Annotated in this window: 14 protein-coding genes and 1 tRNA gene; 3 read left to right on the top strand and 12 right to left on the bottom strand. The window is 70.7% G+C overall.

Features of this window, described 5'->3' with window-relative positions:
* The first annotated feature begins 140 nt into the window (after positions 1–140).
* Positions 141–1,022, top strand: a complete 882-nt coding sequence (locus IE263_RS18390; RefSeq protein ID WP_189937750.1) for a helix-turn-helix transcriptional regulator — start codon at positions 141–143, stop codon at positions 1,020–1,022.
* 70 nt (positions 1,023–1,092) lie between these two features.
* On the opposite strand, the gene IE263_RS18385 is transcribed toward IE263_RS18390, so the two are convergent.
* The 7 genes from IE263_RS18385 to IE263_RS18355 all read right to left on the bottom strand — a co-directional run bounded on the left by IE263_RS18385 (position 1,093) and on the right by IE263_RS18355 (position 5,446).
* Positions 1,093–1,165: transfer RNA gene (locus IE263_RS18385), tRNA-Ala, on the bottom strand.
* Positions 1,166–1,284: 119 nt separating this feature from the next.
* Complete coding sequence (locus IE263_RS18380; RefSeq protein ID WP_189937748.1) at positions 1,285–1,974, bottom strand: histidine phosphatase family protein; 690 nt, start codon at positions 1,972–1,974, stop codon at positions 1,285–1,287.
* Positions 1,971–2,414 carry a ribosome silencing factor gene (gene rsfS, locus IE263_RS18375; protein ID WP_189937746.1) on the bottom strand — a complete coding sequence of 148 codons (444 nt, stop codon included), beginning with the start codon at positions 2,412–2,414 and terminating at the stop codon, positions 1,971–1,973. Before rsfS ends, IE263_RS18380 begins: the two co-directional genes overlap by 4 nt.
* Before the next feature lie 100 nt (positions 2,415–2,514).
* Complete coding sequence (locus tag IE263_RS18370; RefSeq protein ID WP_189937737.1) at positions 2,515–4,248, bottom strand: LCP family protein; 1,734 nt, start codon at positions 4,246–4,248, stop codon at positions 2,515–2,517.
* 16 nt (positions 4,249–4,264) lie between these two features.
* Positions 4,265–4,891: a nicotinate-nucleotide adenylyltransferase gene (gene nadD / locus IE263_RS18365; protein ID WP_189937735.1), complete on the bottom strand. Its 627-nt coding sequence runs from the start codon at positions 4,889–4,891 to the stop codon at positions 4,265–4,267.
* 79 nt (positions 4,892–4,970) lie between these two features.
* Positions 4,971–5,135 (bottom strand): hypothetical protein, encoded by a 165-nt coding sequence (locus IE263_RS18360; RefSeq protein ID WP_189937733.1) that lies wholly within the window; start codon positions 5,133–5,135, stop codon positions 4,971–4,973.
* Positions 5,136–5,284: 149 nt separating this feature from the next.
* Positions 5,285–5,446: a hypothetical protein gene (locus IE263_RS18355; RefSeq protein WP_189937731.1), complete on the bottom strand. Its 162-nt coding sequence runs from the start codon at positions 5,444–5,446 to the stop codon at positions 5,285–5,287.
* A gap of 142 nt (positions 5,447–5,588) precedes the next feature.
* Here IE263_RS18355 and IE263_RS18350 point away from each other — a divergent pair, with 142 nt between their 5' ends.
* Positions 5,589–6,683, top strand: coding sequence for a M48 family metallopeptidase (locus tag IE263_RS18350; RefSeq protein ID WP_189937729.1), 1,095 nt, complete (start codon positions 5,589–5,591; stop codon positions 6,681–6,683).
* Positions 6,684–6,805: 122 nt separating this feature from the next.
* Here IE263_RS18350 and IE263_RS18345 read toward each other — a convergent pair whose 3' ends face one another.
* The 5 genes from IE263_RS18345 to proB form a co-directional block, all read right to left on the bottom strand.
* Positions 6,806–7,876, bottom strand: coding sequence for an SCO2583 family membrane protein (locus IE263_RS18345; RefSeq protein ID WP_189937727.1), 1,071 nt, complete (start codon positions 7,874–7,876; stop codon positions 6,806–6,808).
* A gap of 134 nt (positions 7,877–8,010) precedes the next feature.
* Positions 8,011–8,595, bottom strand: a complete 585-nt coding sequence (locus tag IE263_RS18340) for an SCO2584 family spore wall biosynthesis protein (protein WP_444545098.1) — start codon at positions 8,593–8,595, stop codon at positions 8,011–8,013.
* Positions 8,596–8,717: 122 nt separating this feature from the next.
* Positions 8,718–10,004 carry a glutamate-5-semialdehyde dehydrogenase gene (locus tag IE263_RS18335; protein ID WP_189937724.1) on the bottom strand — a complete coding sequence of 429 codons (1,287 nt, stop codon included), beginning with the start codon at positions 10,002–10,004 and terminating at the stop codon, positions 8,718–8,720.
* Positions 10,005–10,099: 95 nt separating this feature from the next.
* Positions 10,100–10,627 carry a DUF8830 family protein gene (locus IE263_RS18330; protein WP_189937722.1) on the bottom strand — a complete coding sequence of 176 codons (528 nt, stop codon included), beginning with the start codon at positions 10,625–10,627 and terminating at the stop codon, positions 10,100–10,102.
* A gap of 297 nt (positions 10,628–10,924) precedes the next feature.
* The gene (proB, locus tag IE263_RS18325; protein WP_189938309.1) at positions 10,925–12,031 is read right to left on the bottom strand and encodes a glutamate 5-kinase; all 1,107 of its coding nucleotides are present in this window, start codon (positions 12,029–12,031) and stop codon (positions 10,925–10,927) included.
* 238 nt (positions 12,032–12,269) lie between these two features.
* Between proB and IE263_RS18320 the strand changes: the two genes are divergently transcribed.
* Positions 12,270–13,661: a polysaccharide pyruvyl transferase family protein gene (locus tag IE263_RS18320; protein ID WP_189937720.1), complete on the top strand. Its 1,392-nt coding sequence runs from the start codon at positions 12,270–12,272 to the stop codon at positions 13,659–13,661.
* Positions 13,662–13,772: the final 111 nt, after the last annotated feature.

Below are 13,772 nucleotides of genomic sequence, written 5' to 3'. Positions count from 1 at the left end.
GATCTGGGCTTGTCCGGGGTGTTGTCGTCATGCCGTCGAGCCTGACGAGGCTTCGGTACGGGTGCCGAGAGCCCGCCGATGCTGGTACTGACAGCACCTGGCAGGGGACGGGTGGGGGATCGACCATGGGGGACGTGACGATGGGGACGAGCACAGCGTCGAGGACGGGGACAGCGGCGGGGACGAGGACGGAGGCGGCACAGCGACGCCGGCCGGAGCTGGCCGCCTTTCTGCGCAGCAGGCGGGCGCGGGTGACACCGGCCGACGTCGGAATGCCGCCGGGGCTGCGACGGCGGACGCCCGGGCTGCGGCGCGAGGAGGTCGCCCAGCTCTCGGGCGTGGGCGTGACCTGGTACACATGGCTGGAGCAGGGCCGGCCGATCAACGCCTCGGCGCAGGTCCTGGACGCCGTGGCGCGCACGCTGCGGCTCGACCCGCCGGAGCGGGAGCACCTGTACCACCTGGCGGAGGTGCCGTACGCGCCCGAGCCGGAGGCCCTGGTGCAGAGCGTGGGACCGGAGATCCAGGGCATCATCGACGCGCTCGTGCCCCGTCCGGCGGTGGTCTACAACTCGCGTTACGACATCCTGGCCGCCAACGCCGTCTACCGCGACCTCTTCATGACCCCCTCGAAGGCCTCCTTCCGGGCGCCGGCCAACGCGCTGTGGGCGCTGTTCACGGCGGACGAGGAGGACTGCCCGCTGCTGTTCCGGGAGACGGAGCTGCCGGTGATGGTGGCGACCCTGCGCGCGGCGTACGGGCTGCATGCCGGGGAGCCCGTGTGGGAGGACTTCATACGCGGGCTGTCCGCGGCGAGCGAGCAGTTCGCGCGGCTGTGGGAGACCGGTGACGTGGCGGAGCCGGGACGTCGCGTGAAGGTCTTCCGGCACGCGACGGTGGGCGAGCTGCGGATGACGTCCGTGTCGCTGTCGGTCAACGGGATGCCGGAGTGCCGGATCGTGGTCTACACGCCGGACGACGAGGAGACGGCGCGGCGCGCGGCGCTGCTGCGCAGGCAATGAAAAATCCCGCCCCCAGAGGGACGGGATCTTCTACAACCGATCTTTGACAACTCCACAGAGTGTCGATCAGTGGAGCTAAGGAGAATTGAACTCCTGACCTCCTGCATGCCATGCAGGCGCTCTACCAACTGAGCTATAGCCCCTTGTACCCACGCGGTGGAACCGTGTGGTGTTTCGCCCCGCTCGGCGGGGCGAACAAGAAGAACTTTAGCCTGCGGCCTGCCAGAAAGTGAAATCCGGGTCCCGGGCCGCCCCGGGACGCTCAGTCGTCGTCGCCGAGCACCGGCTCCGGCAGGGTGCCGGCGTTGTGCTCGAGGAGGCGCCAGCCGCGGGCGCCCTCGCCGAGGACGGACCAGCAGCAGTTGGAGAGGCCACCGAGGCTCTCCCAGTTGTGGGCCTCCAGGCCGAGGAGACGGCCGATGGTGGTGCGGATCGTTCCGCCGTGGCTGACGACGACGAGCGTGCCGTTCTCGGGCAGCTTCTCGGCGTGCCGCAGCACGACGGGGGCGGCGCGGTCGGCGACCTCGGTCTCCAGTTCGCCGCCGCCGCGGCGGACCGGCTCGCCGCGCTTCCACGCGGTGTACTCGTCGCCGTACCGGGCGACGATCTCCTCGTGCGTCAGCCCCTGCCACACGCCCGCGTACGTCTCGCGCAGGGCCTCGTCGTGGGTGACGTCCAGGCCGGTGAGCGCGGCGAGCTCGGCGGCCGTGTGCGCGGCCCGCGACAGGTCCGAGGCGACGATCGCGTCGGGCCCGAGGGAGGCGAGCAGCCGGGCGGCGCGGCGGGCCTGGGCCACGCCGGTCTCGGTGAGCTGGACGTCCGTGGTGCCCTGGAAGCGGCGCTCCACGTTCCAGGAGGTCTGACCGTGCCGCCAGAGGATGACGCGGCGGCCGCGGCTCGGCGTGCGGCCGGCCGCCGAGGAGGCGGCCTCGGCACCCGGTGTGGTCGTCACCACTCACCGCCCGGCTCGGCCGCGTCCTGGGCGGCCTGCAGCTTGGCGTGCTCCTCGGCCTTGCCGCGGGTCGCCTTGGCGTCCTCGGGCAGATCCAGCTCGGGGCAGTCCTTCCACAGCCGCTCGAGGGCGTAGAAGACGCGCTCCTCGCTGTGCTGGACGTGCACGACGATGTCGACGTAGTCGAGCAGGACCCAGCGGGCCTCGCGGTCGCCCTCGCGGCGTACCGGCTTGGCGCCGAGCTCCTTGAGGAGGCGCTCCTCGATCTCGTCGACGATCGACTTGACCTGGCGGTCACTGGGGGCGGAGGCCAGCAGGAAGGCGTCCGTGATCGACAGCACATCGCTGACGTCGTAGGCGATGATGTCGTGCGCGAGCTTGTCGGCGGCCGCCTGGGCGGCGGTGTTGATGAGCTCGAGAGAGCGGTCGGTGGCGGTCACTACATGGCTTTCCGTCGGCGGTCGTTTGCCCTCAAGGGTCTCACGGACCGCCGACGGCACCCCATGTGATGGGGCGATCACGCCGGTGGTGCGGCTGTGTCTAGGACGTGGAGGGCTCGTAGTCCTGGCCCAGGACGACCGCCACGTCCGCGTTGGCGGTGACCGTGCCCTTCTTCACGGCGCTGGTGGGCAGGCCCAGGGTCTTGGCGACCTCGGTGGCGTTCTCCTTCTCGGCGGCGTCCGCGTAGAGCACCTTGGAGGTGGACTGCGTACCGGACGGCGTGCCGGCCTCCAGGAAGGTGAAACCGCCGTTGAGGAGCACCACGCGCGCGTCCTCGGTGTTGGCCTTGGTGCCGCTGGCGTTCTGGACGGAGACGCTGACGACCGCGTCCTTGTCGGGGCTCTTCGCGGTGCCGCCGAGGACGTCCTTGACCACGCTCGCGCCGGCCTCGGCGCTGAGCGTGCCGTCGGCCTGGACGGGCAGCAGGGCGGTCTTGTAGTCGCCGCCCTTGGCGAGGTCGGCGAGCTTGGCGAGGAAGGCGCCGAGGTCCTTCTCGGTCAGCGAGGGGTCGAGGATCTGGGCCAGGGTCTGGACGGTGACCGTGGCGCCCTGGGCGTCGGAGGACACCTTGCGCAGCACGCCCTGCATGACCTGGCCGAACCGCTCCAGCTGGGCGTTCTGGGCCTCGCCCTCGGCGCGGTAGGTGGCGTAGGCGACGGCCATCTTGCCGCTGAGGGTCTGGTCCTCGCCCTTGTTGACGAGGGGGGCCTGGCCCTTCTTCTTGGCGTCCGGGTCGGGGACCGCGGTGTCGGTGTCGACCTCGATGTTGCCGACGAGGTCGACGAGGTTCTGCAGGTAGGGGGTGTCCAGCCGCCAGGTGCCCTCGATGTCGGTGCCGAGGACGGTGTCCAGCGCCTGGCGGGTGCCTTCGGAGCCGTCCTCGTCGACGGACTTGGCGAGGGTGGTCGTGGTGCCGTCGTCGGTGGTGACGACGAGGGAGTTGGGCAGCAGGACGGTGGTGCCCTGCTTGGTGGTGGTGTTGTCGACGAGCAGCACGGTGGAGGTGCCGCCCTGCGCGGTGTCGTGCAGGTGGACGACGATCACGTCACGCTTCTGGGCGGCACTGGCCGTCGTGGTGCCGGCCTTGGACTCGTCGGACGAGGACAGCCCGGGCAGCTTCCCGGCGTACCAGAGGTAGCCCACTCCGCCGACCGCGGTCAGGGCGAGGACGACGACCAGGGCGACGAGGCGGCTGCGGGCGCGGCGCTTGGCCTCCTCGCGGCGCTCGGTGCGGTTCTCGGTGAAGTTCAGCCAGTCGATGACGTCCTCGGAGTCCGCGTCGGGCTCCTCGACGAACGCGAACTGCTCGGTATGGTAGTCGCGTTGGGGCCGCGCAGGGGCTTCCGTCTCCTCGTCGGCCTCCGGCGGTCCGGCCTGTTGCGGGATGTACGCGGTCTGTTCGGCGACGCGGGGCTGCTGCCCGCTGGTGGCGGTCTGCCCGTAGGGGTCGTACGGGGCCGCGGTACCGGCGCCTTCCTGCTGGGCGTAGGTGCCGGTGCCGTAGGGGTCGTGGACCGGGGCCTGCCGGCCGGTGTCGTAGGCCGCGGTGGGCGCTTGCTGACCGGTGTCGTACGGGTCGTAGGCGGGCGTCTGCTGCTGCCCGCCCTGGGCATAGGGGTCGTAGCCGTAGCCCTGTTGCTGCCCGTACGGGTCGTAGGCCTGCTGCGGGATCTGCTGGGACGGGACCTGCCGGTACATCGGCTGCCCGTACTCGTCGTAACCGACGAGTTCGTACGAGGTCTCCCCGTAGCCCGCGTCGTATCGGTCGTTCACCGGTACCCCTCTCGGCTCACTCGCCGCGGTACAGCTCGCGCTTGTCGATGTAGCGCACGACTCCGTCCGGCACCAGATACCAGATGGGGTCGCCCTTGGCGACTCTCGCGCGGCAGTCTGTGGAGGAGATGGCCAGGGCGGGGACCTCGACCAGGGAGACGCCGCCCTCGGGGAGGCCGGGGTCGTTGAGGTGATGTCCCGGACGGGTGACCCCGATGAAGTGAGCGAGGGAGAACAGTTCCTCGCTGTCCCGCCAGGTGAGGATCTGGCCGAGGGCGTCGGCGCCGGTGATGAAGAAGAGGTCGGTGTCGGGGTTGAGGGCCCGCAGGTCGCGCAGGGTGTCCACGGTGTAGGTGGGGCCGCCGCGGTCGATGTCGATGCGGCTGACCGAGAACTGCGGGTTCTCGGCGGTCGCGATGACCGTCATCAGGTAGCGGTCCTCGGCCGGAGAGACCCGGCGGTGGCTCTTCTGCCACGGCTCACCGGTGGGGACGAACACGACCTCGTCCAGGTGGAACTGCGCGGCGACCTCACTGGCCGCCACGAGGTGCCCGTGGTGGATCGGATCGAACGTTCCGCCCATGACGCCGAGGCGGCGCTTGCCCGGGTTCGACGGGCCGGTAGGCATGTCCTGCTCTCCCATGCGTGCAGACCCTACCGGCCCGGCCTGAGGGCACCGGCCGGCCGATGCCTGGAGTGCCCCGGTATGAACATGGCGTGCCTCAGCGGTCGCGGTTGAAACGGGTCGTGATCCACAGCAGGAGCATCAGGATCAGGAACGCGCCACCACCGGTCACCAGGGGGCTCAGGCTCTCGTGGTTGCCACCGTGCTCCTCGCCCTCGGCGGCGAGGGTGACCAACTGGGCAGCGGCGCTGTGGAAGCTCATCTCGGCAGGACCTATCCGGTGTGGGCGGGATAAAGATGTCGGCCCATCGTAAGCGGGCGCCTCGCCGCCCATCACGCCGACTCCACCGTTGGGCAGACCGGTGCGGCCTCACGACGGTCCCCATCCGCCCCGGGAACCTTCCCGCGCCCTCAGTCGTCCTTCCGCTTGTAGCCCCGCAGCAGGAACCAGGCGGTCAGTACGCAGCCCAGGATCATCACGATCAGGACGATCCGGAGCAGGTTCCCCGCCCCTTGCTGCTGGGCGGCGCCGGCGGCCTGGGTGAACCAGGCTGCCGCGGGGTTGTGCTCCATGGCGCGGGACTCCTTCGGTGTGGTGCCCGTCCACCGTAACTCCGCCTAGGCTGGGCCCCGCTTCGGGGGCGCAAAGGGCTGCACAAAGGTCCGCAAAGGGACCAGACATACGAGGGCCACACACACGCACATGGGGGAAGACATGTCCGACGACGGCCACGAGCAGACCGGTCACGAGAACGTGCCGAGCAGGCAGCGCAGGCGCTTCCCGGCGATCTCCTCGCGTGCGTACGAGCACCCGGCGGACCGTTCCGCACTTGTCGCTCTGCGCAAGCTGAGCGGCTTCGACACCGTCTTCAAGGCGCTGAGCGGGCTGTTGCCCGAGCGGAGCCTGAGGCTGCTGTTCCTGTCCGACTCGGTGCGCGTCTCGGATCAGCAGTTCGCGCATCTGAACGACATGCTGCGCGACGCCTGTTACATCCTGGACCTGGAGAAGGTCCCGCCGATGTACGTCAACCAGGACCCGCAGCCCAACGCGATGTGCATCGGCCTGGACGAGCCGATCATCGTCGTCACCACGGGCCTCGTCGAGCTGCTCGACGAGGAGGAGATGCGGGCGGTCATCGGGCACGAGGTGGGCCACGCGCTGTCCGGCCACGCCGTGTACCGCACGATTCTGCTGTTCCTGACCAACCTCGCTCTCCGGGTCGCCTGGATCCCCCTCGGCAACCTCGCGATCATGGCGATCGTGACCGCCCTGCGCGAGTGGTTCCGCAAGTCGGAGCTGTCCGCCGACCGCGCCGGGCTGCTCGTGGGCCAGGACCTCCAGGCCTCGATGCGTGGCCTGATGAAGATCGCCGGCGGCAACCACCTGCACGAGATGAACGTGGACGCGTTCCTCCAGCAGGCCGAGGAGTACGAGGCCGGCGGCGACCTGCGCGACTCCGTCCTGAAGATCCTCAACGTGCTGCCCCGCTCCCACCCCTTCACCACCGTGCGCGCGGCCGAGCTGAAGAAGTGGTCCGAGTCCCGCGACTACCAGCGGATCATGGACGGTCACTACCCGCGGCGCACCGAGGACAAGGAGACCTCGGTCACCGACTCCTTCCGCGAGTCGGCGGCGCACTACGCCGACCACGTCAAGAGCTCCAAGGACCCGCTGATGAAGCTGGTCAGCGACATAGCGGGCGGGGCGGGCAATCTGGGCGGCCGGGTCCGCCGCGGCTTCGACGGCTTCACCGGCTCCGCGCCGCCGCAGGACCGTCCGACGGACGCACCCCCGCGCGACGACGACTGACCGCACGGACATCTGACCGCACGGACGACCGGCCGTGCGGACGGATGACTGACCGTGCGGACGGACAACTGACCGTGCGGACGGACAACTGACCGTGCGGACGACTGGCCGTTCGGCTCAGCTCACACCTTCGGCTGCGCGCTCCCCGCCAGCGATCCGCACAGCGCGGTCGCCCCACCCGTCGCGTACGGGTCCGTGCCGGCCGGGCCACCCTCCTTGGCGGTCTGGCCGGCGAGCAGGGGGCGCAGATGGTTCGTGGAGTCCTCGCCACAGGACAGCGGGCCGGCCTGGACATAGGAGACGATCAGCTGCGTCTGGCGCAGCCGCAGGTCGTCGCGGTCGAAGCGGAACTGCAGCTCACGGCGGACGGTGAACAGCGAGGCCGGCGTCTTCGCGTCGGCGCCGGCCGGTCGCAGGGCGTACACGAAGGTGTGATCGGCGGTGACCTCGAGGGTGGCGGAGTCGGCCTCGGCGGCCTGGAGCGTGCCCTGGACGCGGATCTTGCGGTCGGCCAGCTCGGCCCGGGCGGGGTCGAAGCGGACCAGCCATCCGGTCGGCGCGTGCCGCCCGTCCGGGGCCGGGTGAGTGAAGCTCTCGTCGAACTGGTCGAGCTGGTCGGGGCCGATCAGCACCCGCACGGGCCGCACCTGCTGCCCGGTGAGCACCTCCGGGTAGAGGGAGGAGCGCACGATGTAGTCCTTGGCGGTGGTCAGGGCGGTGACGACCTGGCTGTCGGAGAAGTGCGCCGTGCGACGGGAGGCCGGCAGCGGGACGCCCTCGGCGCCGATGCGGAACTGCGCGGCCGGGCTGTGCGCGTACAGGTACTCGGGGTCGGCGGCGCCGGGCACGGCGCCCTGTGGGGCGAGCGGGATGACGGTCATCCGCAGGGGTTCCGCGGGCCGACGGGCGGACGGGTTCTGGTACGGGTGGCGGACACCCATGTAGATCGCGGTGCCGAAGGCCAGGGCGATCAGGACGACCAGGACGAGCGCCTGCCGGGAAAGGCCCCTGCGCAGGGGCGGGCGGCGGCGGACGGCGGGGGCGTGGTCGGCGATGCGCTCCTCGGCGGAGTACTCCTGGAGGCGGGCAGCACGAACGAACGATTCGTCGAAGACGACGGATCGGTACTCGTCCTCTCCTCCACCGGGAGCTCCCTCGGGTGTCCCCTCCGGTGGGTCTCCGGGCCCGCCCATACTTTCAGAGTAGGTCGCGCGGAGCTCGGGTAAACGCCCTGCTACACGACAAGTTCTGACAGCTTCTCATCGACCGGACGGCCCGTTTCCGGCCGCTTCGGAGCCCGCTCCCCGACCACCCCTGACGCGGATGATCAGGGTGTGCGCGGGACCGCCGAGACGGGTGGCCGGGAGGAGTCGGTGGAGGCGGAAGGAACCGGTACGGCCCCCTGTTCCAGCCCGGTCGAGGCAGGGGAAGGCACCTGCTCCCGGCTGCTGGAGGAGGCGCCCCGGTAGACCGCGGCGAAGGCCAGCGCGACCATGCCGACGCCCATCACGAGGGCGAGCAGCCAGGCGACGGGACGGTGCCAGCGGACCTGCTTGCCGTACGTCCCGAAGGTGGCGTAGCGGCGGTCCCAGGCGTCGGGGTCGTCGGCGTCGTCCAGCTCGTCGTAGTCCGGATCATGGCCGAAATCGCCGGGGCCGTCGGGACTGTACGGATCGTCGTAGTGGTCGCCGCGGGCGCGGGCGCGGCGTGCTTCGGCCTCGGAGGCCTCGGCTCTCGCCTGCGCGGCGGCCAGGAGGCGTTCGACGGCGGTCGGCTCGTGCACCGGAGCCGCCTGTACGAAGGCCTCGTCGAAGACCACGGAGGCGAACTCTTCGTCCGACACCCCGCGGTCGTGGTCGTCGTCGGGCTCCCAGCCGTCAGGGAACGGCGTGCCCCCCACGTCCTCCGGCACGGATCCAGAGTAGACCTGGGGGGTCAATTTGGGCAGACGGTATGGAAATTCATCCGCCTGATGAGACGCCTCTCACGGCGCCCCGCCCGCACAGGGGCGCCGCACGGCCCCGGCGGCCTCCGTCAGCGCCGTACGTGCCCGTCGCCCGTGACGATGTACTTCGTGCTGGTCAGTTCCGGCAGGCCCATGGGGCCGCGGGCGTGCAGCTTCTGGGTGGAGATGCCGATCTCCGCGCCGAAGCCGAACTGGCCGCCGTCCGTGAAGCGGGTGGAGGCGTTGACGGCGACCGTGGTGGAGTCGACCAGCTGGGTGAAGCGGCGGGCGGCCTGCTGGGAGGTGGTGACGATGGCCTCGGTGTGGCCGGAGGTCCACAGTCGGATGTGCTCGACGGCCTTGTCCAGCGAGTCCACGACGGCGGCGGCGATGTCGTAGGAGAGGTACTCGGTCTCCCAGTCCTCGGGCGTGGCCTCGACGACGGTCGCCTTGGAGTCCTTGGCGTACGCCAGCACCCGCTCGTCGGCGTGGACGGTGACCCCGGCGTCCGCGAGCGCGTCGAGGGCGCGGGGCAGGAACTCGGGGGCGATGTCCTGGTGGACCAGGAGGGTCTCGGCGGCGTTGCAGACGCTGACCCGCTGGGCCTTGGAGTTGATCAGGATCTCGATCGCCGTGTCGAGGTCCGCGTGGGCGTCGACGTAGACGTGGCAGTTGCCGGTGCCGGTCTCGATCACCGGGACGGTGGACTCGGCGACGATCGTCTGGATGAGAGAGGCGCCGCCGCGCGGGATCAGGACGTCGACGAGGCCACGGGCGCGCATCAGCTCGCGCACGCTCTCCCGGCTCTCCCCCGGCACGAGCTGCACGGCGTCGGCGGGCAGCCCGGCGCCGCCGACGGCGTCGCGGATCACCCGGACGAGTGCGGTGTTCGACTCGTAGGCGGAGGCCGAGCCGCGCAGCAGCACCGCGTTGCCGGACTTCAGGCACAACGCCGCCGCGTCCACCGTCACGTTCGGGCGGGCCTCGTAGATGATGCCGACCACGCCGAGCGGGACGCGGACCTGGCGCAGATCGATGCCGTTGGGCAGGGTCGAGCCGCGCACGACCTCGCCGACGGGGTCGGGCAGCGCGACGACGTCCCGTACGTCGGAGGCGATGGCCCGCACCCGCTCCGGGGTCAGGGTCAGCCGGTCGACGATCGCCTCGCTGGTACCGGCCTCACGAGCCTTGGCGATGTCCTTGGCGTTGGCCTCGACGATCTCACTCGTACGGACCTCCAGCGCGTCCGCGATGGCGAGCAGCGCGTCGTCCTTGGCGGCCCGGGGCAGCGGCGCGAGGTCGGCGGCGGCCGCCTTGGCACGGTAGGCGGCCTGGGTGACCGGGGAGAGGGCGTCGTACGGCGAGAGCGTGGTCATACGGGAAGGGTAGTGCGCCGGACCGGCCCGTCCACCGCTCGTTCCACACCCCGAGACGCGTGCCGAGACGCATCCGGGGCGCTGCGCCGGGCCGGTCAAAAGGGGTGAACTCCGACAGGGGTCGCGGGCCGCGGGCCGTGGCCCTCGGCGATGCGCTGGTGGTAGGTCTGGCGGTCGATGACCTCCAGACCGACGATCTCCCAGGGCGGCAGCCCGGCCGTCTGGCGGTGCTCGCCCCACAGGCGCAGGGCGACGGCGGCCGCGTCGTGCAGGTCGCGGGCCTCCTCCCAGTAGCGGATCTCCGCGTGGTCGACGGCGTAGCGGCTGGTCAGGAGGAAGGGGTGGTCGTGGGCGAGCTGTTCGAGGGCGCGCCGCAGCTCCTTCAGATCGGCGTCCTCGCCCGAGACGCTCAGGGTGACGTGCCACAGACGGGGCAGGTCCTCGGGCCGCGTCTGCTCCGTTCCGTCGCTCTCGGGTCCCCGGTACTGGTCGCCGGCCGCCACGCTGGTCAGGGCGCGCTCCTCGCCGGCCGCGCGTGAGGAGGCCTTGCCGGCCGAGGACGCCTCGCCGGTCCCGCCGGTACTCCCACGGGCCGCTGCCACCCCAGGGCGCACTCGTCTCACGACGGCCTCCTTTACGCAGCGCTCGTGCGGAATGTCTCCTGCGGGATGTGTCCCAAGGACAAAGTTGAGCAGGCCGCACGGCTCCGTGGGGCGGTTTCACGGAACGTCCCCCACCGGTACGGCACGTTCGAGCCCGTCCGGGAGCGGTCGTTCGACCGGACCCAGGGGTGCAGGAGCACTGGCCCCCAGGGCTGCAGGAGCGCTGCCAAGGGCTGCAGGAGCGCTGGCCCCAGGGGCGCAAGCACTGGTCCCAGGGCTGCAGGAGCCCTGGACCTAAGGGGTGCAGGAGCCCTGGACCTAGGGGTGCAGGATCACCAGATCGTCCCGGTGGACAACCTCCCGCTCGTACTCGGCGCCCAGCTCCCGCGCCAGTTCGCGGGTGGACCGCCCGATCAGCTGGGGGATCTCCTTGGCGTCGAAGTTGACGAGGCCCCGGGCCACCGCGCGCCCCTGGCCGTCGCGCAGCTCGACGGGGTCGCCCGCGCTGAACTCGCCCTCGACTCCGGCGATGCCGGCCGGCAGCAGCGACTTGCGGCGCTCGACGACCGCGTGGACCGCCCCGTCGTCCAGGGTGAGCGAGCCCTGCGGGGTGGACGCGTGCTGGAGCCACAGCAGGCGGTCGGCGGAGCGCTTGCCGGTGGCGTGGAAGTAGGTGCCGGTGTCGCCGCCGGAGAGGGCGTCGGCTGCGTGGACGGCGCTGGTGAGGACCACGGGGATGCCGGCTGCGGCCGCGATCCGGGCGGCCTCGACCTTGGTGACCATGCCGCCGGTGCCGACGCCCGCCTTGCCGGCGCTGCCGATCTCGACGTGCGCGAGATCCTCGGGACTCCGCACTTCCGCGATCCGCGAGGTCCCCGGCTTGCTGGGGTCGCCGTCGTAGACGCCGTCGACGTCGGACAGCAGCACGAGCAGGTCGGCATGGACCAGATGGGCGACTAGGGCGGCGAGCCGGTCGTTGTCGCCGAAGCGGATCTCGTCGGTGGCGACGGTGTCGTTCTCGTTCACGATCGGAAAGGCACCCATCGCCAGCAGCTTGTCGAGGGTGCGGGAGGCGTTGCGGTGGTGGGCGCGGCGGCTCATGTCGTCGGACGTCAGGAGCACCTGGCCGACGCGGACGCCGTAGCGGGCGAAGGAGGCGGTGTAGCGGGCCACGAGCAGGCCCTGCCCGACGCTGGCGGCGGCCTGCTGGCGGGCGAGGTCCTTGGGGCGGCGGCGCAGGCCCAGGGGGGCGAGGCCGGCGGCGATGGCACCGGAGGAGACCAGGACGATCTCCTTCTCTCCCCCGCTGCGGCTCTTGGCGAGGACGTCGACGAGCGCGTCGACCCGGTCGGCGTCCAGGCCGCCCGCGGCGGTGGTCAGTGACGAAGAACCCACCTTGACGACGATCCTGCGGGCCTCGCGCACGGCCTGCCTTGCCCCTGCCACCTTGTTCTTCGTCCCCTCAGGTAGGTCACGAACTCCCCACCAGGCAATCTACGCGAACGGGGGCGCAGGCCGCGCGAGGGTTTCAGTCCCCGGACAGTCACACGGCGTAGCTGTTTGCTGACCGTTTGCATACGGCAAAAAGGTTGTGCCGGTTTCACATGGAACTTGAAGAGAGTCAAAATTTATTTTGAAGTTTGTGTCACTTAAGGTTCGCTCTGTGAAGCGCATACTCCTCAGATCGGGGAAGAGCCCCTTCGACGTCATCCCCGTCGAGGAAGCCCTCCACCGCGACGTGATCGCCACCAATTCCGGCAACCTGATCTTCAGCGACGCCGCGCACAAGATCCTCACCACGCCGGACGCCGAGGTCGACTCGAACGGCATGCGGACCGACGTCTCCGCGGCCGGGCGGATCAACGAGGAGTACGACGCCTTCGTCGTCCCGCTCGCCAACGCCTTCCGGCCGTCGTTCGAGGCGGCGCTGCAGCGGCTGACCCGGCTGATCGGCAAGCTGAAGATCCCGGTGGTGGTGCTGGGTGTCGGCGCGCAGACCGGGGTGACCTACGACCCGGCGCGGCTGAAGCCCATGGAGCCCAGCGTGCGCGCCTTCTGCGCGGCGGTGCTGGAGCACAGCGCGTCCATCGGCGTGCGCGGCGAGTTCACCGAGAAGTACCTCAACGACATGGGCTTCCGGGACGTCGAGGTCATCGGCTGCCCGTCGATGTTCATGTACGGCGACAAGCTCACCATCGAGAAGCGGGCGGCGGCGCTGACGCCGCAGTCGCGGGTCGCGGTGAACGGCTCGCACACCGCCGTGCGCGGCGGCGGCCTGCACAAGATCATCACCCGGGCCCACGCGCAGTACCCGCACCTGCGCTACATCGGCCAGAACCTCACCGACGCCAAGCAGCTGCACTGGCGGGACGTGGACTCCCCGGCCGGCAAGATCACCGAGATGCCGACCCACCCCGACCACCCGATGTACCGGGAGGACAAGGTCCGCGTGTACATCGATCCGGTCACCTGGATCGACGACCTGCGGGACTTCGACTACTCGTTCGGCTCACGCATCCACGGCAACATCGCGGCGCTGCTGGCGGGAACGCCCGCGACCGTGCTGGCCTTCGACTCGCGCACGCTGGAGCTGTGCCGCTACTTCGAGATCCCGCACCGGTTGCTGAGCGAGGTGCCCGCGGAGCTCGACCCGGCCGAGTTGTACGAGGAGGCCGACTTCAGCGCGCTGAGCGGCAACCACCGCGAGCGCTTCGACCGTTTCACGGCGTTCCTGGACAAGAACGGTCTGGAGAACACGTTCACGCACGGCGACGGCGGCGAGGCCTTCGAGAAGAAGCTGCGGTCGCTGTCGTTCCCGGCGGGCGTGCGGCCGTGGAACGACGTCGATCTGGCCTCCCTGACGAGCCGGTTCGGGTGGCTGCAGCAGCGCATCGTCGAGCTGGACAACCACAACGCGCAGTTGAAGCGGGACTTGGCCAAGTCCAGGGTGGTGGCGAAGGCCGCGGCCGCCAAGGCGGCGTTGCCGACTCCGTCGATCTATCGGCGGGCCCGGCGTGTGGTGGGGGGTCCGCTGCGGCGGGCGCTGAAGAAGTAGGCTCCGCCGGGCGGGTGTGGGGCGGCGCCGTAGGGGGTGCTGTTCGTCGCCGGGTGCGGGTTGTGGGTGGCTGGTCGCGCCCGCGCGGCGGAGCCGCACATCGATACAGTC

The organism is Streptomyces aurantiogriseus, from assembly GCF_014649375.1.
Classification (GTDB): domain Bacteria; phylum Actinomycetota; class Actinomycetes; order Streptomycetales; family Streptomycetaceae; genus Streptomyces; species Streptomyces aurantiogriseus.
This window is presented reverse-complemented; position numbering and strand designations above follow the sequence as displayed.